Source organism: Corynebacterium sp. UMB2355A, from assembly GCF_033877495.1.
Lineage (GTDB): Bacteria > Actinomycetota > Actinomycetes > Mycobacteriales > Mycobacteriaceae > Corynebacterium > Corynebacterium pseudogenitalium.
Genome location: NZ_CP138855.1, coordinates 1,214,509 through 1,240,039, shown reverse-complemented (window position 1 = coordinate 1,240,039; position 25,531 = coordinate 1,214,509). Strand labels below are relative to the sequence as shown.

Here is a 25,531-nt window from a genome sequence, read left to right as displayed (position 1 = left end):
TCCCAGAGCGTCCGCCCGTTGTTCACCTTCTGGGGCTGGCGTGGGGGTGTGTTCGTGTTAGAGTCTGTGCCAATGAGGACACGCCGAGGTTGGGGAGGTGCACCGTGAACGATTCCGCTGCGTACGTTCCGTTTCTGACGTTTGCTGAGTGGTCCAACCAGGCGAATGGGCATGGGGCGTTTGAGCGACTTGCTGCCGAGTTTCGACGTTTCGGGGCGGAGCAGCGTGCTCGCTATTCGCGTGAGTCGACGCGCTTTGCTGCCGTCGATACGAATGCGATTGAGGGGGTGTTTCGTTCGGATCGTGGTTTTACGTATTCCGTGGCGAAGCAGGCGCATGGTTGGGAATCGGCGATGGAGGAGCGCGGTGTCCATGTGCGGCCGTCGTTTGAAGCGGCGATGGACGGCTACAACTTGGCGCTTGATGTAGCCACGGGCCGCTGGCCGTTGACGGAGGCGTTGATCCGTCGCCTGCACGAAACGATCATGGCGAGCCAGGACGAGTATGAGGTCAGGGTGCTGGTTGCTGGTGAGCTTCGTCGCCAGAAGCAGCCGCTGCAGCGTGGCGTGTATAAGTCCCAGCAGAATTCCCCGGTGCGCCCGGATGGTTCGCAGCACGTGTATGCGTCGCCGGAGGAGACGCCGAGTGAGATGCGGCGCCTGGTGGAGCAGTGCCGTTTGGATGAGTTTGTGGCGGCGCATCCGGTGGTGCAGGCATCGTATGTGCATTATGCGTTCGTGTGCGTGCACCCGTTTGCTGATGGCAATGGGCGTGTGGCGCGCGCGTTGGCGTCGGTGTTTTTGTACCGGGATCCGGGTATCCCCCTTGTAATTTTCGACGACCAAAAGCACCACTACTATGACACCCTCGAGAGCGCCGATGCGGGTGTGTTCCGCCCGTTCATCGATTTCATTGAGCAGCGGGCGATTGACACGATGAACGTCGCGATGCTCGAACTCGGCGGCACAGATGACGTTGATTCCGCCCTCGCCGACCTCGGCGATGCCTCCGCACTCCGCCTCGCGGACATGGTGTTCACGGAGCTCGAGCGCCAGTTCGGTGCACTCCAGCACCCTCTTTTCGACGCCACCATCGCCCGCACCTGCACCACTCCAACCTGCGCCGATACCGGCTACCTCCCCGCCATTTCCGACGCTGACGGCTTTTCTTTCTCCCTCACGCCGACCTCATCTTCCGGCTCCCAAGTGACCGCAAACTTCAGCGTGTTTGCCAATCTGCAGGCTACCGATCGTCCCGAATACATCGTGGCTTGTACGTATGTGCAGCCATCCGGCCGCCCTGGCCCGCGAAACCTGGAAGTGTTCCGTCGCGAGCTCACCCCGGACATCAGCCTGAGCCTGACTGCCCGCATCCGCGCCTGGTCGGCAGCCGTACTCGCCGACGCGGTGCGGGTGTTCAAGGGTTAGCACACCCCTGTTAGCTCACACTGTTCGCTCACCACGGCAACCCCACAAACACGAACGGCACGACCGAGACCAAGCGCGACAGTCCCGATCTGGTTCTCCGGGCGGCACGCCTCCTGTGCGCTCAAAGCGTTCGCTTCGAAGCGTGCGATGCAGGTCGCGCTTTCTCACCCAGCCTGGCCGATTTTCGCCGACCAGCGTCGCACTCCTTAAAGCCCACGCTTTCAACCCAGCTCGAGAGGGCACCCGAAGTACCAGAGTGGCTAAGAGGGCTTCCTGAACGTTAGCTGTGCACCACAATCCCCGACGTGACGGCAGTGACCTGGGCAAATAGAACGTCGGCAAACAGGAAACCCGGATTTTGGTGCGCCATCCCGCGCCCGCCGACTAAGCCCCTCGACCAGACACGAAAAAACTCCCCTACCAGCAACCTGGAGGGGAGCCCAAGAAACTAACTACTGCACCGCCACGAAGGACTTTCCGGAGAACATGTCTGGCGAGACCGCCAGCACACCGTTCTCGATTCCTTCCGAAGGTACCGCGATAGCAATGTTGCCGGTGGTGCTTGCGCCTTCGTACAGGGTGCCAAGCTGGTCGAAGTCATCTGGCGCGACGGCGAGGTTATCGTGCGAGGAGAAGGTGTTGCCGTCAGCGGATACGTACGCAACCGAGCCGAGTGGGATGGAGCCTTCTGGGTCGTTGCCGGTGTAGGTGGCGGTGACGTTGATCAGGATGTACTGCTGGCCGTCGGAGGGGGCGTCGTTAATTGGGTTTTCGGCCAGGACGGCGTCGGTGCCGTTGAGCTCAACGCTGTTGATCTTGTAGGACCATTCCTTGGACTCGACGCTAGAGCCCACTGGGAGCGGGTTGTCGCGACTCGTGCCCTGTGCGTCCTTGCCCTTGTCCTCGATGGTCTCCCCATCCGGGCTGGTCTGGGCAGGAGGAGCGTTGAGTGCTTCGTCGGCGGCGTCGGTAACGTACGCCAGGAACATGATCGGCGCTACAACTGCACCCACCACCGAGACCACGATCGCCGCGATGCCCATCCCCTTCTTCTTGTTCTTCATGAACAGCGACACGATGCCCAGGATGAACGCGATCGGCAGCAGGATCCACCCCGCCATCAGCGCGCCTTTCACGCACGCCAGGATGAGCCCGAGGATCGCGACGATGAGGGCAATGAGCCCCAGCGTGTTCTTCGTCGGTGCCGGCTGTGCGGGCTGCGCGTACATGGGCATTGACTGCTCAGGCGTTGGGATAGGTTGAGTCATGGTTACTCCCTAGTCGGTGGAGAAAAACAAAATTCAGGACCATTCAAGCCCCCCCCCCCTCTCACATGACGGTAGGTAGCCCCGTTTGAATATGAGAAGATATTTCGTTGATATATGTGTTAGCGATGTGCGAGTGCTCGGTTGTACACTTTATTGTTGAGCATTGCGCTCTCAGCGGGGCGATTATCACTAATACCTTGGAAGAGGTATGCAGTTGTGAATGTGCTGTATTCACCTCGGGGGCGTCGCCCGAAGAGCGTTCCAACAAACTCTGTCGCGCCAGTATCTGGATTGATGCGCCAGACAGGGCCACCTGAGTCGCCTCCGATAGCGCCATTACCGTCTGCAGCTTGAGCGCTGTAATTCACTTGAGATTCGTCTTCGTGGGCGAGAGCGTCACCACAAGAAACTTCTGTGCCGTGCCCATTAAGCATACAGAGGGTATCCCCTGGTGCAACAGACTGGGTGACAACAGTATCACCGGAAAAGCGATTGTTGCCGAATGCAACATCAGTGGCATTGAGATGAAAACCACTTAAGTCAGTACTAGCGGTCTCACGTGCATCACCACGCGGGTAGCCAAAGCCTAATATATCGTCGCGGTATGCAACGATTGGGTTTCGTCCATCGGAGGTAATAAGGCGAATAAACAGGATTTTCTCACCGTTTTCTTCCCTGAAGCAGTGACGTGCGGTGTAGATCGTGTTGGTTTGTTTTTCAACGTAGCCTACCGTGCACATCGATCCTGGTCGCTCGGTGCTACCAGACTCGGATCGTACAATGCGCAGTCGGTTGCCTTGACTAATCGCGTAGTTGACACGGGATGCGTCTGCCGGGTTGGCAAAGTCGTCGACAACATTGCGGGGGTTGTCGTAGTACCAGCCATCTGTAGTGGAAGTAACGGTGGAGTTGCGACCGTGAATAGCCTTGATGTTTTCAGCAATGAGCTTGTGGTGAGCATCGACGTTGAGACTATTGATGTAGTCAGTTTCATTGTTCGTGTATGGCAGATTGCGTCTGCGCTGAATTTCATCGCGTGCGTTATCTGCGGGCTGCATGTCACGTTCACGCTCTTGACGCTCGCGTTCACGCTGGGCTTCTGCCTCACGTTCGCGTTGCAGCTGTGCTTCGCGTTCGCGCTGAGATTGCTCTTCACGCTGGCGCTGCTGCTCCGCACGAGACCAGAGATCACCGTGATCGAAGTTTTCATTCTGCTGCATTGTCGGCGGAATGTACTGCGATGTCTTCGGTGCGGGTGGTTTCGGCTTCGCGGGTGCTGCGGTTGACGTGGTTGACTGTGCACGCTTTGCGTCGTTTTGACGCTGCAACTCTTCGATGCGGCTCCAGAAATCGCCGTGATCGAAGTCGTCGTTTTGCTCCATAGTGGGAGGGATATACTGCGACGTTCGCGGCGCTGTAGTCAACGGTGCACGTTGTGTGTGCTTCGGCTGCGCTTGTGGAGTCGGCGTGACCTTTGTAGAACGCTTCGGCGTGCTTGCCGGTGGCTGTGCCTTTGTTGTCAGGCGCTGCGAGGTTGCAGCCGGTCGCTTCGAGCTTGGCTTCGCACTCGACTTCTTCGAAGAAGTCTTTGTAGTGGCGGTAGTAGACGTTGTGGGCTTTGCGCCAGGCGTTTGCGGGGCGGTTTGTGATTGCTCACGCGAGGAGGAGCTCCCAGTGCCGTTCTGCTGCGGAACAACGATGCCCACAATAGTTAAAATAATGGCCAGCAGCACCCCGACGGCGGGGCCCAAGTGCGCGATCATATCCACAGTAACGGACCTTTCGTGAGCATAAAATACATTGCCGTTACCCCAAGTATTAACCGAACATATCGACAAATCAATGTGTTCAACAGTATTTAATATGCGTGGTAATTTTAATTATGCATATCTGGTATTGGTTACCCACATACACACTATGAAGGCGTCAATCGACTATTCGAACGTTGTAAAAGCAGAACATGCTGATGGAAGGTTTCGTTGCTGGTGTTGCTAAACAGCGGGACTCAGCTTCGAACGACAAAGCTATTGATTCCCTTTACCCTGGAATCTAGGTTTCAATTCGTTAAACAGCGAGACTCAGCTTCGGACGTAGATCCTGATAATACTACCGAAGAGTAGTACCGTTTCAATTCGCTAAACAGCGAGACGCAGCTTCGGACCTCACTCAACCCAGATGACTGGTACGCAACCGAAAAGTTTCAATTCGCTAAACAGCGAGACGCAGCTTCGGACGCCCAGACTGCGGCGGCGCCGTCATCGCAGCCTAGTTTCAATTCGCTAAACAGCGAGACGCAGCTTCGGACGGAATTCGAGACCTTTATCCCGAAGTCCGTCGAAGTTTCAATTCGCTAAACAGCGAGACGCAGCTTCGGACCGGTAAGATGAACTACCGTCAGTATGTCGACGTCAGGTTTCAATTCGCTAAACAGCGAGACGCAGCTTCGGACGAGAAACCAACACGCTGGAGACACCCAGCCGGTCACTGTTTCAATTCGCTAAACAGCGAGACGCAGCTTCGGACATGTGGAATTGGAAGAAGAAGTAGGAAGGATTAGTTTCAATTCGCTAAACAGCGAGACGCAGCTTCGGACCTCGAGAAGATCATCAACAAGATGAAGTAAAGTTTCGTTTCAATTCGCTAAACAGCGAGACGCAGCTTCGGACTTTTCGCAGGCCGTCTTGCAGCCGATCCAGTTGTGTTTCAATTCGCTAAACAGCGAGACGCAGCTTCGGACCCTACCAGATTTTCGTAGCCCGTGACCAGCACCGATTGAAGACGTGTTCACACACCGGGTGTTTAGCAGATGAATGGCGAGCAAGGCGAGTCAAATCCGAAGCATATTGCCTGGTCATGCCTGTTCACACTCCTGCCATGTTTTCTTAGATGATGAACCACCCCTGCTGGCCGTCGTCGAGGTTCATTTGGCCGTGGGATCCGATAGCAGCGTAGCAGGACTTGCATACGGGTAGGAAAAGGATGCGGTCGACATCCAGATTGCACAGGTCGAGGATCTTGCTGCCAGGAGGTGTCGGGGGTTGCGGTGTGGACGACGAAGACAGACTCCTGGATACGCTCGCCGATGGCTTGCAAGCGGGCGGATACTTTGGAGCGGCGCCGGTTGTGGGAGATGTCGTAGCAAACGAGATACTTCATCGCCATGTGAATCCTGTGAAGTGTGCGGGGTCGTGCTCCTCAATTGCGCGCATGACGCACTCGGCCTGCCGGTAGAGGGTACGGCGCGTGCTGCCTTTGAAGTTATCCAGCGCACCCGAACGGACTTGGAGCATGCGCCGTTCGTATTCTTTCAGTAGGACCTGCTTCCCTTTCTTGGTCAGGAGTATTCCGCCTGGCCGATCGCTGTCTGGGCGCCCGTGGTCAGGTGTGAGCGAGCCCCACTTGGCAAGTTGGAGGACTGCACTATCTACGACGTAGGGGCGGAACTCTTCCATGAGATCGAGGGCCAAACTCGGCCTCCGACGCGCATTGCTCGATGCGTGCATGATACCGCACGCCGGCTCCAATCCGGCGGCTGCAGCAGCCGCAGTCGCTTCGGAAGCAAGAACGGCGTAGCCGTACCCGAGTGCAGCGTTGACAACGTCGCGGGGTGGGCGGCGGGACCGGCCGTCGAAACGCAGTGGTTCGGGGAAGAGCTGCCCGTAGGCGTGGAAGTAATTGCGGGCGGCGATGCCTTCAAGGCCCATGAGAGTCTCAATCGAAGAAGCGTCGGTAAGCTGCTGACGTGCTTCGACGATTTCTTTGATGGAATCTTTTACTGCTCTGGCATTCGCTACGCTGGAATGCCGTCGCAGCAGCGTGAGCTGATGGCTCAGCTTCGAAGAAAGAAACTCCCGTGCAAGTGCGAGGCGGAACTCTTCGTCGGCGCTGGCCGCAATTTGCAGCTGGAGGCGCTCAACGTTGGCTGCCGAGGAAGCACTCTGCAAGCGCCCCATGAAGGAACCGCGGCGTGACAAGAACGTGATGGGTAACCCGGTGTAGAGCGCGTGGGACCTCACACCGGCGGAAACACCGATGGAGCCGAAACAGACGATTGCCCCGACGTGGGTTTTCGGCACGCTGAGCAGCTCGTGGCGTTTGCCGTCGCTGATTCTGATTCGTCCCTTATCCGTGTGCACGTAGGAGCCTTGTTTTGCCACGTAAAGCGTTTTCTTTGGGGCTTCCTCGTACTCGTTAACCTCGGCGGTACTAGGGTGCTTTGGTCCGAATTCTTCGCCAAGGAAGGTAAACCCAGACTCAAAGTTCATAATTTCGCTGTCTTCGCTGTTGAGCGTCATGCCCTGTCTTCCTAAGAGTTGCGTGGCGTAGGTGATGGCGTTGAGCATTTCAGATTTGGTGTGCCCGAATACTGCCATATCGTCGGAGTATCTGACGAGGGCGTAGCCCCGTTCTTGCATTTTGCGGTCAAAGTCGCGGAGTGCAAGGTTCAACAGCAACGGTGAGAGCGCACACCCTTGTGGGATGCCCACGTCGCTGAGCGCTTCCCCAGCAACCGGTCGCACGACCAGTTTGTGAAGGAGCTCGTCGAGTGAGTTGTCGGGAAGGAGAGAAAGGAACACCTTGAGGGCGCATTCACGAGGGATGTGGTCGAAGCAGTCGTCGATATCCATGCGCGCGCACCAGTCAAGTCCGCTGTCCCGGTACTCGACGATGTCTGCGGTCGCCGTAAATACGCCACGCCCGGGCCGGTACGCGTGGGCGGCGGCATCCACTCCGCGATCGGTAAACGCCCCACACTGTTCGACAACCGCCCGCTCGACAACGCGGTCCCGAACAGAAGAAACCGACAGCTTTCGGGTGCCTCCGTCATCTTTCGCGATGTAGAATCGATGGAATGGCTTAGGTTGGTATTCTCCGCTCAGCAGCTGCTCGTGGAGCTCAGCAATCCTTTCTGTTGCCGCAGCTTGGAACGCGTCAATTGCGCGTGAATGGTGCCGCTCCCCGGCAGCGTTTCTGCGAACGTCGACCCAAGCATCCCAAAGATTAGAAGGATCGGCGATGAATTCGATGAGCGAAGCTGGCAACGTCGGCTACTCTTCTGCATCCAAGTCGATCACGCCCAAGCCGCGGGTGGTGTAGGACCCCAACCCGGTAAGTAGCACGAGACCGAAGAGCGAACTGAACGATTGGGCGGCAAGGACCGAATCGAACTCGTAGGTCATGGTGCCTTCGAACCCTGACACCGTCACCTGTTTTCCGATAGTAAATACACGGTTCTTCCCATCAATATCGGTCACGCGACTGTTGGCCAGGATATTCTGCTTTTCTGCGGCGAACGTTTCTTTCGGAAGAAACGGGCTGCCGAACACGTCCAACCAGCGGTGCGTCATCGAATTCAGCAGCCGCGCCGGGTCCGCCAAAGGGGTGGTCTTGTTGCCGGTGCGAAACGTTGTGGGCGCGCGGAACACGACGGTAATCCGCCTCCACGGCCTGATTGCTCGCAAATCCTCCTCACTCTTCGAGAAAACACGAGCGGGCTCAAACAGTACCTGTGCCTGTTGCCTCCCGAGCTGCAGCGTCTGCCCCGGAAAGGCTTGCGCAAGGAGGCGGTCGGTGGCCTCGTCGCCGATGGTGGTAACACGTAGCGACGCAACACCAGGCTGCTCCTCCTGCAACATACCGATGGACCACGGTTTTGCGCGCTGCCAGTGCTGTTGGTCCAGCAAGCGAGATACGGCTGCGTGGGCGTGGGCCAGTTTCACCGAGCGCGCGTCCACGTTTCCAAGGAGCAGGTTCCAAACATTGACGATCATGCGAGCCTCGCTAACCCTCTACACCCGATGATCTCGTTGTGCTCGTTACGCACGACGGGGTAGGGAAAATAGAGATCGTCCCGGTGCGGGAGCGCCTGACAAATCAGCTGCGACACGATCAAGATGGTGCCAGCGCAAAAGTCAGGCAGGTTCTCTACCTGCTCGGTGTAGCTGACCTGCGCGGTGGGTATCACAACACCCTCAGCGTGCAGCGCATCAGTCGGCGTGACTGCTTCTGACACACGGGCCGCTGTGTCCGCTGCAGGCACTGTCAGAATGACATCGCCGTGAGAACTGTTTACGCCGCTGCCCAAAAAGTGGACTGCGTGTGGTGTGAGGTTCAGGAGTTTCATCGGGGTTGTGCCTTCTACTGTGAGGGGTATTCCAGGAACGGTGCTTCGCCGGATTCCCAATTCAGCGTCGGCAGCGTGGCGTCAGCAGTCTTCTGCCACCACTCGTACTGCTTGCCTTGCTGCTCTTGGGTGAGGCGCGGATATTGGATCCGAGTTTTCTTACCAAAGCCCGCCGCCATGAGGTAGAACTCGCGCACAGCCTGACGAATGGAGGGGTCGGCGTTGTCGCCGTCGAAAAACTGAGTGAAACGCTGTTTGAGTTCTTCCACGTGTGCGGAGATCCCGCTATCTGCGTCGGCCGAGTGGACGCGTAGCGTGCGTGGCTCGAAAAGCGCATCCATGCTGTACCGATTGGCCGTGTCTTCGTCGTCGCGGAGATCTGATGCCACGACTTTGCACGTGGTGGCGCCGAATCCGAGGGGTTTGCCCAGGCCGAGAAGCAGTACGGGCTGCGTTCCAACGCCACCTTGCTCAAAATCGATGGTGTTGTTGCTGATATCGAGCAACCAGAGCAGGGCCGCGGCGTCGTTGCGTGCAACATTGTGGAGCTGCAACTGGCACCGGAAGGTGACGCCATAGTTCACCCAACTACTGATTGCAATAGCCACATTGGACTTGTCTTTGCCGTCGCTGGTCTCGGGAAGGAGGAATTCTCTCTTTGACTTCTTCGTCAGCGGATCATCCCAGTACTTGTCCTGATTCTTGGTTACAAAGCGGCCCTGATGTGCAATGTAAAACTTGCGTCCGCGCAGAGAAGAGCCTTGTCTATAGCTGTTTGTAGCGTAAAACCCTGCGCTATTTGTCTTGCCGCCGTTGAGTACTGCCAGGTCAAGTGGCTGGCTAAAGTGCACCACCGGATTCGAACCACTTGCGCAGCTGCGGTAATGCACGCTTCCGACATCCAGCTGTGCACGGTGCGCAGTCGTCGAGGTGTTCTCGCGCGGAACCCACCCGAACACGCGGTCTGCGGCGGACAGCTCGTCGAGCGTTGTTGCCGGCCTGTGGTTGGTGTTCCTGATGAGGTCCCACGGAGAGGCGTCGAAAAGGGTCCTTCCGATCATGGAGGGTGAGAGCAGCTTTGATTTCGGGTCGAACCAGGCAGTTCGGCCTGGCTGTAGTTCCCAATTCTTTGCGTACTTTGGGTCAGCGTACGTGCCGGGGCGAGCACTGGTGCCAGCGTTGGTTTTGTCAAACTCTTCAGCAGCCATCCGGTAGGAGTGAATGAGGTCGTCCCAGTCCTTGACCTGCACCTTTACGGTTCTTTGTGCACTCTTGGCAAGGAGGTTGTCAAGGTGATCCGACGTCGACTTGAGAACGTTAGTGATGAAGAGTCGCTCGTTCTTCTTCCCGTCAATCGAGCTGTCTGTCCAGTGGACAATGCCCTCAACAAGCGTTTCGCCCTTAGCCAGATCTTCCTCATCCGCTTTGGTCCCGAGCGGGCGAAAGCGATCTACCGTGTAGCTCGACGGGTTTCCGCTGTGTATGACCACCGCGCAAGTTCTCAGCATGTCGGGAGAATCGTGTTCGGGTTTTTTGGAAAGCGGAAGCTTTGCGGCGCACTGCTTGTCAAAGATCCGGACGGTCGCAGTCCTCCGGGAGGCGTCGACCGATTCTACGATGCCCGGCAAGACGTTCGAGCCCTGCTTCGCCCTTTGCCGGTGCGAACCTACAGTGCTGTGCGTGGCAACGTCGAACGTGCCGTAGCGCGAATTCGTGATCGCCTCATAGGCGGCGCGGAGTGCTCCTTTGAGGCTCGAGCCGAGCATCAGTGGCTTGTCCAGGCCGTCGACTCGTGTGCCTTTGATGTTGTGGGAAGAGCGATCCTCCGCGGGCAGCAGGAGCGGTGTGAGGGTGGTCAGCTCGATGGTCACGGAGCCAGAGATGCCAGACGCCTTACCGTGGGGCGCTGGCCTGCTATCAGGGAACGGGTTCGTGGCAGTGTCCCGTGGGAGGAGCGAGACAAAGTTATACGGGTTGATGAATTTGGGGCCCTGTTTCTTACTCATGATTCCTTGCTCCTTGTCTCTGAGGGGTTAGCGGAGGCAGGCGCGAGGCCGGCGATGCGCGAGCTGCCAGGGAAGCAGTTCCCAAACTCGTCCGTGTCGATGTTCGTCACTTCGACCAGGCAGACTCGTTGTCCCGCGCTCAGGCCGTCGAGTGGGACTGCGTAAGTACCGATGCGGGGCTCAGCGCACAGCGACCAATGTGGGCTCCGGCTGCCGTCGATGACGCTGCCCCACAGCAGCTGCCGCTGCTCGAGGGTGTCCTTGCTGGTCTCGTCGTTGTCTGTAGGTGCGTGTTGCTCATACGCGGTACCGACGCCGTCTGCTTCATGGCGCCACCGCAGTTGGGTGTCCTCGCTGAAGAAGACGGCTTCGAAGGCGGAGTCCCACGTGGCAGGCGATTCACCGTCGAGGTAGCGCTGCCAGGTTGCGGAGGGGGCGTCGAAACGCACGAAGTAGGTGGCATCGGGCGTGTACACGAACCCGGTCTCGCACCCGGCGCTGTGGGCTTGTTCTGCTGCTTGTGCAGCGCTGATGTTATGCATGAGTTGCTTCTTCCAGTTCTTCAAGGACGAGACCCCAGTTCATCGCGATGCGTTCGCGGCATTCGACGAAGCCCGTGCCGTAGAGGAAGTCGCTGAGGCTGCATTCTCCCTCGAGCCAGGTGATTGTGATGTGCTCAGGGTGCGTGACGACGCCGCCACTGCCCCGCGTTGTGTTCGCGCCGAAGCGCAGCGCGCCTTCGACAAGGTCGATGAGCAGGAACGTGAGGAGCGCGTAGGAGGCATCGATGCGCGTTTGGTCGCCGTCTGCCAGCTCGCGGAGCAGCTGGAGATCGAGCGTGATAGAGAGCGCATTCCAGGAAACGTGCGGTTCGAGCGTGCTGAACAGCGCGCCGACGACGGTGTTGCCGGAGAACCTGTCCACAGAGTTGCGCACGGCTATGTCGAGGAAATCGGAGTTGAGCTTCTGGTTGATGGAGTCGACGAGCTCGAGCGCGTCCTCTTCGGTACGCTGTGTCTTCGTCATCCTGATGAGGTCCTGGTAATCCTTTTTGTTCACGGTCGTGGCTGAGGTGACGTCGTTGAACGTGAGGGCGCCTCGGTTTGCGGACTCGGCGTGCGAGGAACCGAACAGGTCCGCGATTTGTTGAAGCCCCGTCTGAGACAACTGGTCCAGGAACCGCTCTGGCACGTCGGTACCAGTGACGGTGCGGGCGATGAACTCCGCTCGGCTGCGGAACACCCCTTTGATGGAGCTGCCTGGGAGAAGAAAGCGCACGACTTGCCCATCTGTTCTGGTCAGTGGCACGGTGTCGATCACGGTGCCGTCGCGCGTTTGACCCACAAACAGCGTCCCTTCCGCTTTGATGGGGATGGTGATGGTGACCGTGCCCGAGACGTATGTGGCGGTGGCGGCGCCACGAGGTTCGTCAACAGCAGTGCCACCGCCGAGCGATTCGAGGAGGCCGGCCGGGGTGAACTCCCGCCTTTTCAGGGTGGAGTTGGTCAGCCGGATATGACCATTACCGGTGGAGGTTCCTTTACCGATCTTGATGCCCGGCTTCGTGATCAAGCCTTTGATAGCAAGCATGAGTTGCTCGACGCGCTCGCTGTTCTCCGGTGTGCAGTCGGCGTAGCAGCGGAACCGGAAGGTGGCACCCGGCAAGACATGCTCGCGGGAGTGCAGGTGGTGGGCTGCAACGCCGCCGGTACGGCGGTCGATGGAGTTCATTGTGCGGGTCTCAATAGCGGGTGGTGCATCTGCCCACGCATCGCACACGGTGAGAACGCTGGTCGTGAAGTCTCCTTCGGACTCACCCCACAGTTCGTCGTCACTGAGTAGAGAGCGGAGCACACCGGCGAGGGACGTGCCGGGGATGAGGATTCGTCCCTGGCCGTCGCGCATGAGTTCTTCATCAACAAGATCACCTTCGTCAGCAGCACCGATGTGCAGCGGCGTGATCACGCTGAGCTGTCCTTCTAGCTCCAGAGTTGTAATCATTAGCTTGCCTCTTTCTTCTCGCGCAGGCTCCGCTTCACAATTTGCATGATGAGCGTCTGCACCATGTTCGAAATGATGGTGTTGCGTTCCTCGCTGTTCAGCGCCGGGTCCCACAGCGATTCCAACAGCGGGCCGCCAACCTGCTTGAGCTGCGGGTGCATGTCCTGAACAGTGTTGGGAAGGCTCAGCATATGCCTCATGGATGCGAAGAATTCAGTGGAGTCCTGGTCGTCGAACCAGCTGCGGATGGCCTCCTGCCCGTCTTGCGACGCCATATCCTGGGCGAGTGAACGCAGCTTATTTAGCTGCGTGTTGCTGATCTCCGTTGTCATGAACGCCTGCGGCAACTGGCACGAGGCCGCCCGCTGCTCCAAGACATCATGGATGATCACTGCCCGCAGTGCGCTATCGATCTTGGGCGCTGCGTGCTGTTGCACGTCGAGTGGGAGCAGCTCCAGCGTGGGGTGCATGAGGTAGCGCGGGTCCACCGCCACCTGACCGAAGCCTTCCGCGGTCCGCACGCCGATCCCCCGTTGGAGGCGGAGGAACTGCTCCGGGGAAATCTCCTGGCTTGAGCTGATGCCGAAGACGCTACCGGCTGCCAGCCCAATCAGGCTTGGACGCGGAAGGCCCCATTTGGTGTGCCAGGACTCGTGGCGCGCGACGCTTGTGATCTGTGTGAGGGCGAACGATCCGCCTTCGCGTGGTGCTTCCTGCACATGCAGCGTTTCTGCTTGCAGCCCGAGTACGCGCTCGAGCTCTCGCAGCAGCTGGTCCGGGGTTGGTAAGAAGTCGCCGGTCTCCCCAACCAGGAGCGCATCCGACATCAGCGAAAGCGTGAACTCCGAGACCGGAGCACTCGGCGGTGGGCACGGCGCGGTGCCGTTGCGGTCAATTGTGACGCTCACCAGGCCGTAGTCGTCCTTCCTGGAACTGCCGATCCTCGCCTCAACCGCACCCCCCTCAGGCAGCCGCGTGTGGGTCCCCGCGGCGCAGAAAATATGCGCCACGAACTCGGTTCCGGCCGGCACCGCACGGTACTCGTACAACTCTGGGTCGCGGCCGGGTTCGAGGGAAACGTGCGTGTGGGAGACGTGGTCGATACGGATTGCTGAACCGGTGCCGTCCCCGCGGTCGACGAAGTAGGCGTCGCTAAGCGGTTTGAGCTTGGGGTCGAAGATGTGCGGCTCGAGCTTGTTGGTCAGGTTGGGCTGATCCGCGTCCTTCTTGCGCGTGAGCGCGGCGGGCCACGGCACCCCGGCCCTGTCGGCGCTGGACGGGTACGCGTTGGTCACCAGCACGTCGCCCTGGAACACGGCGGCGCGCTCCCACCCGAGGGTGCGCTGCACCAGACCGAGGAGTGTCGCGCCGGGAATGTACGTCGCCGAGGTGACGACGGTCCCCCGCTTCGTTGGGCCGACGATCAGCGGAGTGAGGGTGCGGATCTTGGCCGTAAACCACGAGTCTTCCGCGAGTGGTGCCGCTGCGCCCTCGTCGTTGGGCGTGGCCACGCCGGTTGGTGGTGCCGGAACGTCGGCAGTAAACCCGTTGGGGCCGACATACCGCTTGAGCCGCGACAGCTCGAGCTCCGGTGCGTCAAACGTGAACGCGAACTCGCCTGCTCCGCGGCGACGCTTGCCTCCGACGCTACGTAGCAGGCGTTGCACGCTCGCGAGGAGTACCCACATCGGCCACAGCTGCTCCATAGCGGCATCGGCATCCGCGACGAGGTTGACGGTCAGGGCCCCGCGAAGGACCTGCCCGGCGCGGGCGCGCTCCTCGCTGCGGAGGCTGCCGTCCGCTGCGGTGCCGGTGTGGGCGTCAATTTTGACGGACTTGCGTTGCACCGTCATGGAGCGTTGCAGCTCTTGGTGGGTAATGCCTAGGGACGCTGCGATTGCCTCGCCGTCGAGAACATCAGTGAGTCGGAGTGGGGTTGCGTGAAGCGCGGCTGGAACAGGGCGTTGGTGTCCGCCTTCGCCGCGGTCGGGCTGGCTGCCGAACAGGAAGGTGACCCACTCGTGCCACACGGTGCTGTCGCCCACTGTGAAGCTTTCGGCTAGCTGCTCGGCGCGTTCGCGCAGGAGCCCGATCAGTGTTTTCGCCGGAATGTAGGGCAAGCCGGCGGCGTCGCGTACCACCGCGGAGTCGATGCCCTTTGAAAGGCCGTGTCCTGCCCGGATACTCCAGTCGGACAGCGCCTCCGCGGTGACGGGGATGGTGAGTTGTTTCATCGCTCTACCTCTTCTTCTGCTTCCAGGACGGCGGCTACTTCGAGCGCAGTAATGAACGTGGTCGGCGATTCCTCCGTATACAGGTTTGCCTCTGACTTGGAAGTGTCCACCTCGATTGCGCTGAGCAGGCCGAGCTTGTCCTGTTGCCCGAGTTCGGACGCGCGGTCCTTCGCTGCTTTGAGGGCCTCACCCGCGCTGTTCACGGTGGGCGCTTCAGTCACCGCCTCGCGGAACATCTGGATTACGCCGTGGCTTGGTGCATCCGCAGCTGCGTGGGCCGCGCCACGGATGGTGCGCAGCATGGCTTCGAATTCTTCTGTGGTGCCTACGCCGGAGGCTTCGCTGTCAACCACGATGGGTTGCATGTTGAAGCACTGGCCTTCGATGGCGGCGTCGTCACGCAGTGTGTCCAAGGGGCGCAGCGAGGGCTCGTAGAGTACATGCACGGCGACCGACGACTCGGCGCGCGTGCGCGTCTTCGCGAACGACGTGAGCTCCTCCGCGACGGTGGCGCTGTGGTGGAAGGGGTGCTTGATCTTGGTCAGGAGCACACCCGCAGCCATCGAAAGCTGCTCCGCGTTTTGGCTCGCCGGGGTGCTCGTATCGGTGCCAAGCACGTCCCGGATCTCCCGGAACATGTGCTGAAACTCCACCGCGGTCGCGTTATTGGGGTCTGTCGCCACCGCCTGGAACCGCCGTGTGAGCGCCACCGCGAAGTCGTAGGCGATCGCACCGCTGACCATCACGACGACGTCGTCGCCGCCGATGAGGATCGGGAGCACTGAGTTCTCGTGGTCGGCGGCCACCTCCTGTACGGCCTGCCGGAATGCGTCCCACGTGATTTCTTCCAGCCCGCGGGACAGTTTTGCCTGCGCGATGATGAACTCGCGCCCTGCCCTGCTGGGGTTGTCGGCGTTCTTCGCTTTGACGTCCGCGAGGTTGCGGAAAATCTTGCCGACGCCGTTGCCATCGGCATGGATGACGCCAACCCAGGAGGACGCGTTGATGCCCCGGTCGAGTTCCGTCATGCGTAGCAGCGCCCGCTCGAGACCCTCGCCACCTTCTGCAAGGAGTGCGTCCTCGAGCCTGCGGCGAGCCTTCCCTGCTTCCTCGAAGAGGTAGTTGGTTTTCGCGCTGCGCAGGTACAGGCGTGCGTCACGGCGCGTTTCCTTCGCCGCCGTGGTTGCGACTTCGTTGCTGTAGTCACACCGTGCATGGAACGGGGTGGCGGGGTGTGCCGCGCTGGGGCCAGTGCGCTTGTAGCGCTGCGCCTCGAGCTGCAGCGTTGCCTCGCGCAGGCGCTGCGCGGCGTCTTCCAGGTTGGCGGCGATCGGATCAGAGACGACGCCCCACACGTCAATGCCCGTGCCGTCCATCATTGCCTGACGCGTGATGGCGTGGATGATTTCTTCACCGATCTGCCGGGTTGGTACCAGCAGGTACGCTTTGCCGGACGCCTTCACAATGTGCGCGATGGTGCCCGCATACTGGTCTGGGCCCCCGCCTTCAGCGCCAAAGCGTTGCTCGATCTCCGCCGGCTCCGACAGGTATTCGCAGCCGTGCTTGTCGGCTGCTTTCTGTGCGGCCTCCTCGACCCACTCGTAGCCAAGCGACCAAATCGCTGCCGAGGCCGCCACCTGCAGGCGTTGCTTCGTTGTCGAGAAGATGTACTTCTGGTTCGACCCTGTTTCAAGCAGCACCCAGAACAGGCCGCCCGCCTCGCCGTTATGCTTCTCCATGCTTGCCTCCTTGCTCACTGTGCGCGTGTGCATACTTTTCGACGTTTTCCCGCTCCAACTCGTGCGCGATCAGCCAATGAAACTCCGTCTCTGAGACAAAATGAAGTAACCGAAGACGTGACCAATAGTCGGTGCTCCTGCGGGTTCCTGTGCCGTCGTCGTTGCGCGTCTCAATTTCGGTGATGGCCATGCCAGAGGCGAAAGCCACTGTTTTTGGCGCTCGCAGGACCACATCAATCGTCGCGTTCGGGTAGTCGGTGAGCGCTTGCGCCACCGCGTAGGCTACCGTGCGCGAGAGCTCAAGGCCGTCGACCTGCGGGATGTCCGAGTTCTCGGCGTTGTCTTCCTGTAACGCTACGGCGTCTGCAGCACCCTGGTCATCTGAACCGTTGATCTGCTTCAACCCAACAATCCGGACGACATCATACGGCGCTGCTTCGCCTACTGGCGGGGTATCAACATTGTTCACACCTGCATTTAGCCCTGTCTGAACATGCAGTTTCACCCTCTTCGGCCCATGGTCCACATGGTCTGTGGTCAAAGTGGTGCAAGGGAAGCTCGTCTCCCTGAACGTTTCTGGGCCTTTCCCATGCCGTTCGGTCACGCGGACTTTCAACGCATTACTCGTTGCGCCACTGGTGTTTCCAGCCTGGTCGACCGCGAGCGTTGTGTAGTCCCAGTGAACGAGTTGGGTAGGAGTGCGCTGGTTCATTTCGCGCATCTCAACACGCTGGCGAGGGAACCACTGGTGCCCGAGCCGAAACGCCAATGGCCAGGGCAAGTCCGGTGCTATCTGGAAGCGGGAGTGCTCGTTGTCCGCGTTTGTCTGCTGTTCCAGCTCACGTGAGATGGAGGTTCCAATCTCTGACAGGTCGTACAGCGTTTGATTTTCATCGACTGATGGGATGACGCGGTTAATAGCTTTAAAATCCAGTGCGTCGCTAATTAGCTGATTAGCCTGGAACGCGTGCCACGCCAGCGTGCTCTGAGGATGGGCGCGTAGGTAATAGACGGTGCCCATTTCTTCGGCAAGCTTCTTTTTCTTCCCCGTTCCCGAAAGAAGCAAAAGCGCCAAAATTACGATGATGAGCGCCCAGATACCTGCGGAAAGCAGTGGCTCCAATTTAGACGCAACGGAATCTTCGGCTGCGTAGGTAAAACCCCAATTGATCACGTACTCGATGACCAAACCCGCAAGGATACCGATCGCCGTGATGTAGATGGCATTCCAGTTTTCAATCGAGAGTTTCTCTTCATACTTCGACCGCTTTTTGTCTGACACTGCGTGTTGGCTCCTTGCTAGGTAAGAGATGTCCAGAATTCGTCCGGAACGAGGATATGGTCGGCGAGGATTCCCCCGTAGGGGACTACTTCGAACCAGTCGTTGGCACGGACTGCGGTTTCCCACGTGAGTCGGCGCCCACTGGGTGATTCCTTTGCTGTGGGCGGGGATCGGAACGTGTCTGGCAGCACTACCATCACCCGATTTAGCGGACCAACGACGGCCTCCAGCTTTGCCTCCTCTTCGACGATGCGGTTTCGCGCAGCCCGGACAGCTGCCTGGTGGACAACGCGTTGCGACGCCGACTGGTCCACGACTGCAACAAGGGCGGTCATGTTCCTGCCCGTCAAGATCAGTACCTCGATAGGAACGTGCGGTTCGTGCCTGATCTGGAACTGCCGCAGTTTCCCGTACTTTGAGTCCGCCGGGACATACACCTCAATTCCGCGTGCGTCGGCTTCCTCGGCAATCGTCCGTGCGCGGCGGGTGAGTTTCCCGAACTGCCCAGGGGTCAGCAATTGGTAGTCTCCGCTGTCAGAGATGTTTTCAAATGTCTCTTCGTACTGGCGCCGATATGCCAGCGACTCCAAGCGTGGGTTCCAGAATCGCACGCAGCGACCGTAGGTGTCGTCGTCAAGAAGAAGCTGAATGCGGTCGAGGTGCGCCAGATACACTGACTCGCTTTCCCACGCGTACCGGGTGAATCCCCCAACTGCCCACTTCGGGCCCGACGTCACCCCGACGTACGTTGGCCGCGAAGCACACGCCACCTGGTACGCCACAGCAGCATCCAGCCGGCCAAATTGAAACACTTTCTTTTCGACGCCCCCAGGCAACTCAGGCGCACCATCCAACGAGGTCAAACACCCAAACACCGGAGCACGTTCGATGCCATCCATCCTGAACTTCGCAGCGACCTCCCCCGCCAGCGCCTGCGTCGCCGGCGCGACCCCCAACGTGCACGACAACACATCCACCTGCGAGACACCGCGCAGATCAGGCGTCGCGGGCGCGGCCTGCCTGGGACGAAAGGAGACGATCTTCTCTACAAGGTGCTGGTAAAACTCACGCCGCTCCTTCCCCGACGCGATCACATCAAAGTCCAACCTGTCCCGCGCCGTTCCTGGTGTGTGCCCCACCTCTTCCAGCTCTTCGAGCTGCTCCTGGATCTCTCGCCTGGTGGATCGTAGCGTCACTGTCCACGCATGCGTCTCGGGGCCAAACATGCTCCGACCCAGCATGTCCCTATCGATGAACAGACTTCTCGCTTGCTGGTCTTTCCTTTTCACCTCAAAGTGGAGGATGCGCTGATTGACGCGCAAAACAACGTCGAACTCAGCAAGGTTGGCTTGGACACCATATGCATTTGCAATCTGAATCTTCACCCCGCCGAGCACTTCGTACTCCAAGCCCTTCTCCGCGCACACCTCATCTGCGGCGAGCGCCGCGTAGCAGCCCACCACAATCTCCCCCGCGGCACCAGTCGCATTGTGCTCGAGCGATACATCATCCAGCCCGGAGAAGTACTCCCTCAGCGGCTCGAACGCTTTGCGAAGCCTGCCAGCCGTGGTCGCATTGGGCTGCGAAGAATCATGGCGAATTACTTCATCGCAAAGGTGGTTCACGTGCTTGAATGCGGCGGCTCTCCTGCTGGGGCTGCTGTGTTTCACTCGCATCGGCCCAAAACTTGTGGCGTAGGACCTCCCTGTCGCACCGATGAAATGGCGCAGCGACAGCTGCTGCCCAACGCCGTAGGCGTTGACGTTGTGCTCCACCCCGTCCAGCAGCATGTTTCCCGAAAAGTTGTCCAGGTATTGGCGCAGGTGATGGTGCTCGCCGCCATGGTCGTCGAGATGTTTCCAGATGGCGCACGCAGCCAAGACGCGGTTACCATCCGTGTAATCAAGCCGATAGGGAGCGTGTACGTCTATAGCGTTGAGCTGCGCAAGGCAGTCGTCGAAGTCAACACAGTAACCAGCATCAACTACTTCAAATTCAAGTCCTGCAAACTCTCTTTGTGACTGCAGATAGTCCACCAGCACCTGTGCATCTGCGACAGCCTCTGTCGTACTCACTACCTTGATTTTGTCCTTCGGCTGTAGCGCAAACAGTCCGGGAAGAAGCGCAGAGCTATGGCCATCAAACAGAAAAACGCAGTCCACTCAATCCACCTTGTGAAAACTCCCGAGCAGTGGATCCTTGGCCACACCCGTGTGTTCCTTATCGTAGACCAGGCAGTGCGCTGGAAAAGGCTTTTTTCGGAACGCGGGCCACTACACTTCTTCTACAGATTTTCGTTGAAGAAAGCCCGAATCATCATGACGAGTGCAGCACCCACCAGCGCCACTGTTGCCACCCCGAACGTTCCATACTCCAGGTTCGGCTCGGTTCTTGCAGACATCCTCGTCCTCACCGCCGTCCTCTTTGTCGCGTATTTGATGGTCACGCTGATCGGATTCTCCGCCTTTGAGGTGTACGGTCGGGCGCCGAGTTTGGTGATTATGCACGTCTACCTCGCTGGGTATGCGCTGGTGTATTTTCTGTGCAGGCCGCAGGACTCGTACGGTGTGGCGCCTATGCTTTCGGAGGCAGAGCAGGGTCCCGCCATGAAGAAGGTGGCGTGTTTGGTTGCGGTGTTTTGTGCTGCCGTTCCGCTCGCGGTGCTTGGGTATAACAGGGTGAACCATGTGAACTATGGGGATCCGAGTTTGGAGTACCGCATATTTAGTCATATTGGTGCGTGTATTGCAGCGCCGATTGCGGAGGAGCTGTTGTGGCGCAAAACGACGTATTCCCTAGTCCGCCGGTACTCGCTGCTGTCAAGCTACCCTATGGTCCTGGCTGTGTTGTACTTGCTGTTCATGCCAATTGCTTTTGGATTTTCCCATAACAACTTTTTTCAGGCGATCACCGTCCTCCCGCTGGCTGCGATCGTGACTGCGGTGTACGTGGCCACGAAGAGCGTCGTGTGGTCCATCGCAATCCACATGCTGTACAACATCACGTGCACGGCGGTGACCTGGTTGTTGCGCCCGACGTTTCGCCAGCTCAGCGACGGTGACGTGGAGCTGATTTGGCAGGTTGGCATCGCGGTCGCGATCGCGTGCTCGGCGGGGGTAGTGTTCGTGCTCAGGCACGCACTTGCCCGCGAGGTTCATTCGTTTGGGCAGCTCCCCCACCGCGTCATTGAAGGCCCCAGCTTATCGACGCCAGCTTCGCCTCACCTACATTTCGCCAGCAGCCGCTTGTAGTTCTGCCGCCTCGAGAGCACCTAGGCTGACGCCATCGATAGTTTCCCAGTAGACCTTTCCCGAGGTGGGTGTACCCATTAGGAAGCTCGATGCTGCGGACGGAGAAGAGAACACCGTGTCTTGCTTGAGTACGTTACCTTCGACGCGGCTAGCTAACCTCTCTCGGGCCTTTCGCACCGAATCAGGCGCGGAATCGGTCACTTCTGCTCGCAGGTTCGAGCCTTTAAGGACGACGAATCCGTCGCTTGTCTGGCGGCCTTCTCCGGAAGCACCCCTCTCTTCTATCACCAGCGTTGGCTCTCCACTGGAGTGTGTTGGCTTCGATGTGTTGTGCGCCAAGGATTTGGCGTCATCGGCCGGTTCAAACGCCCGGTAGCCCAGTGAACTGATCAGGATTTTCGCCTTTGCAATAAATTCGTCCAGCTTGGCCCTCTTCTCCTCGGTCACATTGCCAGGAGAGGGATCGTTGCCGTTGGCCATGTCAACACGGCCAGCGTCTTTCGCCTGCTTGTAGAAAGCATTTTCCAGGTAGGAAATCTCCGTGGGGCCGAATGAGTTATCGGAGTCGATGATCAGGACGCTTCAGAAATCACTATTTCAAATGGTGACTTTGAAGAATGTGTTCAAACAGCAGAAAAGGTGGCTTTGTTCATTTCAATCCTCCATACCACCCGTCTCTGAAGCTTCAGCATTTACAAGTTGTGCTCGGTTTAGAGAGGCAAGAAAGATTACGTGACGTATTTGTTGAATTAGACAGAAGAGGTGCTCATGTCATGTTGTCCAATTGGGATTTACTAGTCATTTATGAGCTCTGTAAGGACTATCAAAATACGACGCATATTGTATTTACTGGCCGTATGATTAACTCTAAAGGAACAGGCCGTGGAAAAGTAAATGAATTAATAATCATAAACCGTAGAGAAAGGGCCTAGAAGTATGCGGCATGATGTTTTTAGTTATCTAAATATGACCCCTGGGCAAAAAGTGGAATATTTTTTAGAAACACGCTCGACCCTTAATTTTTTACCGAGCTATTGGGTTAACTACGATAATGTAAGAAAAAACATGAAGCGTTATGAGTTGCCCGAGTTATATACGCTAGATTATTTGATTGGTAAAACAAACGAAGAGGTGCATAACTTTTTTACCGAACGGCCAAATATGCTTACAATGCTGCCTACATTGCTAGGCATAAGACCTGGTCGAATGAGTGGTGGAAAATTATCAGTTCAAGATGTAGATAATCATTACGAACTAGATTTTAAAGAGATACAAAAAGAAGATCTGCCATTGTATCTTAAATTTTTAGATGAATCGGGTTTGACATGGGTCTTTCAGTCAGGAATTAGAAAATCGGTACATGATTATGCCGTAGGGCTTGAATCAGGATTAGATTCTAATGGGCGTAAGAATAGAAGCGGAAAAATGGGGGAAAGTTTCTTAGAGGCTGTTTTGCAAGATTTTGCAGAAGAAAAAGATTGGTTATATAACGGTCAGACAACGTCTAAGACAGTTAAAACCATGTATGGCCTAGCGCTTGATGAGACATTCAACAATCGTCAATTTGATGGCTCTTTATTTAATCCTAAAAGAAAAAAGCTGTACCTTTTTGAGGTAAACAATTTCAACGCTGGAGGCAGTAAGTCTAAAGCTTCGGCAACAGAATTTATGGATTTATCAGACCGTTTCTCTCGTACTAATCATGAGTTTATTTATATTACTGATGGTAAAGGGTGGGACTCAGACAAATCGCACTTGTTAGAAGCGATGGAGTATATCGGTAAAGTATTTAACTATCAAATGATAGAAGATGGCTACCTCAAAGACTATTTAGGATAGATGATTTTACATTAAAAAGTGTCCAATTAATGTATTGATAATCAAAGATCCCCTACTCCATAAGCGCTAGGACCCAGGCGATCCAGCTAGCGACAGATTGGGCGCGCCGATTGATGGTGGATTCTTCGATGCAGATGTTGTGTTGACGCATTTCATTCGTGATGACGTCGATGCGGGGGACACAACCGCTGGTGAGCGCGGTTTGTAGGAGCATGTTGAAGATGTGGTGCTGGCTGAGGAGACGAACATAGGCGAGTTGGCGTTGTTTGTATCCGAGGTTGAGGATGTCGTTGCCTTGTTTATTGAGGACGTACTTCCCGGACCCGATCCTATCGACGACCCCAAGGTAGCGTGCCGCCGCGATGTAGTAGGCGGTTTGCCGGATGACGAGCCCCATGAAGTCGGTGACTTCTGAGGAAGTGGCTTCGTAGTCGGGTTGGTTAGAGAGGAATTCGATAAGGGAAAGGACGCGGTCGAAGCGGTCAGCTTGGATGAATGGGATATCGGAGCTGCCGTGGGTGTCGTATGTGGTGACGGTAGTTCCACGTACCACGGATAGTAGGTCTTGGGCAGTGATGCCTTGGTCCTCGAAGCTGTAGGCCTTGCTTTTTATCAGCTCGATTGAAGAGAAGTTTTCAGGGTCTGTGAAAGTGTATTCGTACAGGTGATAGGTCAGGTTTGTGAACTGGGAGAAAACGAGTCGGATTGGTTTGTGTACGCGGGACTTGTAAAGGCGGTATGGGAAGTAGAGCTGTCGGACGTTGAAGTCGTCGTTGATGACGTTCTTGGCTTCCATGATCACCACGGAGCTTGGGGATTCGAAGCCACCATCGATTTCAAGTTGTGCCTTATTCACGTTGATACGAACCTGTTTGTTCAAGGCCTGCTCGAGAGGTGAACTTTCCCCAAGAGTCTTGGAATTGTGCAGATTCACGCGGAAGTCAAATTTGCCAGTGCCCATTCGTCCGTTGAAGGTTTCGATGAGGTCCCCCTGTTCTTCGCCGAGGAAGTCGTTGAGGGCACCTGAGACGACGAGCGCGTTGATAGCGTTAGATTCGCTGGTTAGGTTGTCGATTCGTAGTGTTTCGAGCTCTGGCAGCGGGATGGATGTGGGTGTGAGGTGGCTGCTGTCTGGGAATTCTTGGTAGAGGTTAAACCCACCGATGACGTATGAGCTCCGGCTCGTGGGTAGGACGTTGAGTTTCCTCGTACGCAGTGGGGCGGCGACGGAGTCGGAGGTGTCGAATTTCGTCATGAGGCGCGGTTCACGGAACTCTTTGATTGCGGCTGCGGTGATGTCGTAGAGCCCTTCGGTCTCAACGGTTTCCTCAATAGGATACTTTTCCAGCAGTGCGTTCCACGCCGTGTTTGTTTTGCCTTCTGTACTAGCCACGAATGAGCACCTCGGTTATTGAACCGCGCTTGGCTGCTTTGGAATTGACCGCACGGCGAGCATTCACCGTGTGAATTTCAAAGTCTTTGTAAAGTTCTCGGATTGCTTCGCAGTCACTATTAGACTGTAGAAATGCGATTCCTTGCTCTTTCAGTTTAAGGCACTCGTCACGCAATATGACCTGATCTTGGTAAACAAATCCCTCTTGCGTGTACCCAGTAAAGGAGGAGGTTCGGCTTAGAGGCATGTATGGTGGGTCCAGATACACGAAACTGTCCTGTGGTAGGTCCACGAGGCAATCTTTGTAGTCACCGCATCGCATATCGACTTCCGCTTCGTTCAGGTACTCTTCCAGTGCCAAGATCTGCTCTCGGTTGACGATGTTAGGGTTCTTATACTTTCCGTATGGTACATTGAGCTGGCCGGCGGAGTTCACACGAAAGAGTCCGTTGAAGCAGGTTTTATTCAGATAGAGGATGCGGGCAGCTCGCTGAATGTCGCTAAGATCGCGGTACTCTTCACTCCGGTCGAGCGCGCGCACGGAGTAGTAGTACTCGCTGCCGCGCGCGGCGTTGTGACGGGCGTGTTCTTCTAGGATTTCTATAAGCTCCGACGCGGACTTCTTCACACACTTGTACACGTTGATGAGCTCTGCATTCGAGTCATTCACACGTGCCTGCGCGGGCTGTTCATGCAGCAGCACGGCGCCTCCCCCGAGGAACGGTTCGACGTATAGCAAGTAGCTGTCCGGCACATGCTTCGCAATCTCCGGTAGCAGTTGCCGCTTGCCGCCGACCCACTTCAAAATTGGGGCCAAAGGTCGTTGTGCCTGTGTCATGTAGGGCTCCTCGAAGTTGCTTGCGAATGATTCAGATGCAGTCTACTCAAGGCCCCGGACAAAACTCACTGATGCTCTTTCAACCCAGCTCAGACGCCTTTTAGCTTTTAGCCTCCTCCACATCTCTCG

Annotated in this window: 20 protein-coding genes and 1 CRISPR repeat array; of the genes, 4 read left to right on the top strand and 16 right to left on the bottom strand. The window is 57.4% G+C overall.

Features of this window, described 5'->3' with window-relative positions; translation table 11 throughout:
• The first annotated feature begins 104 nt into the window (after positions 1–104).
• Positions 105–1,427, top strand: coding sequence for a Fic family protein (locus R0V12_RS05840; RefSeq protein WP_320072287.1), 1,323 nt, complete (start codon positions 105–107; stop codon positions 1,425–1,427).
• A gap of 452 nt (positions 1,428–1,879) precedes the next feature.
• Here R0V12_RS05840 and R0V12_RS05835 read toward each other — a convergent pair whose 3' ends face one another.
• Positions 1,880–2,695, bottom strand: coding sequence for a DUF4352 domain-containing protein (locus R0V12_RS05835; protein ID WP_320072286.1), 816 nt, complete (start codon positions 2,693–2,695; stop codon positions 1,880–1,882).
• A gap of 119 nt (positions 2,696–2,814) precedes the next feature.
• Positions 2,815–4,077 carry a hypothetical protein gene (locus R0V12_RS05830; protein WP_320072285.1) on the bottom strand — a complete coding sequence of 421 codons (1,263 nt, stop codon included), beginning with the start codon at positions 4,075–4,077 and terminating at the stop codon, positions 2,815–2,817.
• Positions 4,078–4,162: 85 nt separating this feature from the next.
• Between R0V12_RS05830 and R0V12_RS05825 the strand changes: the two genes are divergently transcribed.
• The gene (locus tag R0V12_RS05825; RefSeq protein WP_320072284.1) at positions 4,163–4,483 is read left to right on the top strand and encodes a hypothetical protein; all 321 of its coding nucleotides are present in this window, start codon (positions 4,163–4,165) and stop codon (positions 4,481–4,483) included.
• A gap of 265 nt (positions 4,484–4,748) precedes the next feature.
• Positions 4,749–5,432: a CRISPR direct-repeat array (repeat unit 37 nt; unit sequence GTTTCAATTCGCTAAACAGCGAGACGCAGCTTCGGAC).
• Positions 5,433–5,494: 62 nt separating this feature from the next.
• On the opposite strand, the gene cas2 is transcribed toward R0V12_RS05825, so the two are convergent.
• The 11 genes from cas2 to R0V12_RS05775 are packed head-to-tail and all read right to left on the bottom strand — an operon-like array spanning position 5,495 to position 20,156.
• Positions 5,495–5,851 carry a CRISPR-associated endonuclease Cas2 gene (gene cas2, locus R0V12_RS11535; protein ID WP_413774873.1) on the bottom strand — a complete coding sequence of 119 codons (357 nt, stop codon included), beginning with the start codon at positions 5,849–5,851 and terminating at the stop codon, positions 5,495–5,497.
• Entirely contained in the window at positions 5,848–7,737 is a 1,890-nt protein-coding gene (cas1, locus tag R0V12_RS05820) for a CRISPR-associated endonuclease Cas1 (RefSeq protein WP_320072283.1), read from the bottom strand. The genes cas2 and cas1 overlap by 4 nt, the downstream gene beginning before the upstream one ends.
• A 6-nt stretch (positions 7,738–7,743) precedes the next feature.
• Positions 7,744–8,466: a CRISPR system precrRNA processing endoribonuclease RAMP protein Cas6 gene (cas6, locus tag R0V12_RS05815; protein ID WP_320072282.1), complete on the bottom strand. Its 723-nt coding sequence runs from the start codon at positions 8,464–8,466 to the stop codon at positions 7,744–7,746.
• Positions 8,463–8,819 (bottom strand): hypothetical protein, encoded by a 357-nt coding sequence (locus tag R0V12_RS05810; protein ID WP_320072281.1) that lies wholly within the window; start codon positions 8,817–8,819, stop codon positions 8,463–8,465. Before R0V12_RS05810 ends, cas6 begins: the two co-directional genes overlap by 4 nt.
• 14 nt (positions 8,820–8,833) lie before the next feature.
• Entirely contained in the window at positions 8,834–10,825 is a 1,992-nt protein-coding gene (locus R0V12_RS05805) for an RAMP superfamily CRISPR-associated protein (RefSeq protein ID WP_320072280.1), read from the bottom strand.
• Positions 10,822–11,367, bottom strand: coding sequence for a type III-D CRISPR-associated protein Csx19 (gene csx19, locus R0V12_RS05800; RefSeq protein ID WP_320072279.1), 546 nt, complete (start codon positions 11,365–11,367; stop codon positions 10,822–10,824). The genes R0V12_RS05805 and csx19 overlap by 4 nt, the downstream gene beginning before the upstream one ends.
• Positions 11,360–12,826 (bottom strand): RAMP superfamily CRISPR-associated protein, encoded by a 1,467-nt coding sequence (locus tag R0V12_RS05795; RefSeq protein WP_320072278.1) that lies wholly within the window; start codon positions 12,824–12,826, stop codon positions 11,360–11,362. The genes csx19 and R0V12_RS05795 overlap by 8 nt, the downstream gene beginning before the upstream one ends.
• A complete protein-coding gene (locus tag R0V12_RS05790) occupies positions 12,826–15,060 on the bottom strand; it encodes an RAMP superfamily CRISPR-associated protein (protein ID WP_320072277.1) in 2,235 nt (744 codons plus the stop codon). Before R0V12_RS05790 ends, R0V12_RS05795 begins: the two co-directional genes overlap by 1 nt.
• On the bottom strand, positions 15,057–16,799 hold the full coding sequence (locus R0V12_RS05785; protein WP_320072276.1) for a Cas10/Cmr2 second palm domain-containing protein: 1,743 nt from the start codon (positions 16,797–16,799) through the stop codon (positions 15,057–15,059). Before R0V12_RS05785 ends, R0V12_RS05790 begins: the two co-directional genes overlap by 4 nt.
• On the bottom strand, positions 16,786–18,081 hold the full coding sequence (locus R0V12_RS05780; protein WP_320072275.1) for a hypothetical protein: 1,296 nt from the start codon (positions 18,079–18,081) through the stop codon (positions 16,786–16,788). Before R0V12_RS05780 ends, R0V12_RS05785 begins: the two co-directional genes overlap by 14 nt.
• A 17-nt stretch (positions 18,082–18,098) precedes the next feature.
• The gene (locus R0V12_RS05775; RefSeq protein WP_320072274.1) at positions 18,099–20,156 is read right to left on the bottom strand and encodes a hypothetical protein; all 2,058 of its coding nucleotides are present in this window, start codon (positions 20,154–20,156) and stop codon (positions 18,099–18,101) included.
• A 222-nt stretch (positions 20,157–20,378) separates the two neighbouring features.
• Here R0V12_RS05775 and R0V12_RS05770 point away from each other — a divergent pair, with 222 nt between their 5' ends.
• The gene (locus R0V12_RS05770; protein WP_320072273.1) at positions 20,379–21,332 is read left to right on the top strand and encodes a CPBP family intramembrane glutamic endopeptidase; all 954 of its coding nucleotides are present in this window, start codon (positions 20,379–20,381) and stop codon (positions 21,330–21,332) included.
• Here the strand turns inward: R0V12_RS05770 and R0V12_RS05765 are convergent.
• On the bottom strand, positions 21,306–21,812 hold the full coding sequence (locus R0V12_RS05765) for a DUF4357 domain-containing protein (protein WP_320072272.1): 507 nt from the start codon (positions 21,810–21,812) through the stop codon (positions 21,306–21,308). The two genes, R0V12_RS05770 and R0V12_RS05765, sit on opposite strands and share 27 nt — an antisense overlap.
• A 456-nt stretch (positions 21,813–22,268) precedes the next feature.
• Between R0V12_RS05765 and R0V12_RS05760 the strand changes: the two genes are divergently transcribed.
• Complete coding sequence (locus tag R0V12_RS05760; RefSeq protein WP_320072271.1) at positions 22,269–23,171, top strand: type II restriction endonuclease; 903 nt, start codon at positions 22,269–22,271, stop codon at positions 23,169–23,171.
• A gap of 52 nt (positions 23,172–23,223) precedes the next feature.
• On the opposite strand, the gene R0V12_RS05755 is transcribed toward R0V12_RS05760, so the two are convergent.
• Entirely contained in the window at positions 23,224–24,564 is a 1,341-nt protein-coding gene (locus R0V12_RS05755; protein WP_320072270.1) for a type II restriction enzyme, read from the bottom strand.
• On the bottom strand, positions 24,557–25,402 hold the full coding sequence (locus R0V12_RS05750) for a DNA adenine methylase (RefSeq protein WP_320072269.1): 846 nt from the start codon (positions 25,400–25,402) through the stop codon (positions 24,557–24,559). The genes R0V12_RS05755 and R0V12_RS05750 overlap by 8 nt, the downstream gene beginning before the upstream one ends.
• Positions 25,403–25,531 lie beyond the last annotated feature (129 nt).

What these genes read in the sequence shown, in the direction of transcription:
- R0V12_RS05790 (WP_320072277.1), bottom strand. Translation starts at nt 15,060, where the DNA reads ATGAAACAACTCACCATCCCCGTCACCGCGGAGGCGCTGTCCGACTGG.
- R0V12_RS05760 (WP_320072271.1), top strand. Translation starts at nt 22,269, where the DNA reads ATGCGGCATGATGTTTTTAGTTATCTAAATATGACCCCTGGGCAAAAA.
- R0V12_RS05785 (WP_320072276.1), bottom strand. Translation starts at nt 16,799, where the DNA reads ATGGAGAAGCATAACGGCGAGGCGGGCGGCCTGTTCTGGGTGCTGCTT.
- cas6 (WP_320072282.1), bottom strand. Translation starts at nt 8,466, where the DNA reads ATGATCGTCAATGTTTGGAACCTGCTCCTTGGAAACGTGGACGCGCGC.
- csx19 (WP_320072279.1), bottom strand. Translation starts at nt 11,367, where the DNA reads ATGCATAACATCAGCGCTGCACAAGCAGCAGAACAAGCCCACAGCGCC.
- R0V12_RS05765 (WP_320072272.1), bottom strand. Translation starts at nt 21,812, where the DNA reads ATGGCCAACGGCAACGATCCCTCTCCTGGCAATGTGACCGAGGAGAAG.
- R0V12_RS05805 (WP_320072280.1), bottom strand. Translation starts at nt 10,825, where the DNA reads ATGAGTAAGAAACAGGGCCCCAAATTCATCAACCCGTATAACTTTGTC.
- R0V12_RS05795 (WP_320072278.1), bottom strand. Translation starts at nt 12,826, where the DNA reads ATGATTACAACTCTGGAGCTAGAAGGACAGCTCAGCGTGATCACGCCG.
- R0V12_RS05830 (WP_320072285.1), bottom strand. Translation starts at nt 4,077, where the DNA reads ATGGAGCAAAACGACGACTTCGATCACGGCGATTTCTGGAGCCGCATC.
- R0V12_RS05810 (WP_320072281.1), bottom strand. Translation starts at nt 8,819, where the DNA reads ATGAAACTCCTGAACCTCACACCACACGCAGTCCACTTTTTGGGCAGC.
- cas2 (WP_413774873.1), bottom strand. Translation starts at nt 5,851, where the DNA reads ATGAAGTATCTCGTTTGCTACGACATCTCCCACAACCGGCGCCGCTCC.
- R0V12_RS05835 (WP_320072286.1), bottom strand. Translation starts at nt 2,695, where the DNA reads ATGACTCAACCTATCCCAACGCCTGAGCAGTCAATGCCCATGTACGCG.
- R0V12_RS05750 (WP_320072269.1), bottom strand. Translation starts at nt 25,402, where the DNA reads ATGACACAGGCACAACGACCTTTGGCCCCAATTTTGAAGTGGGTCGGC.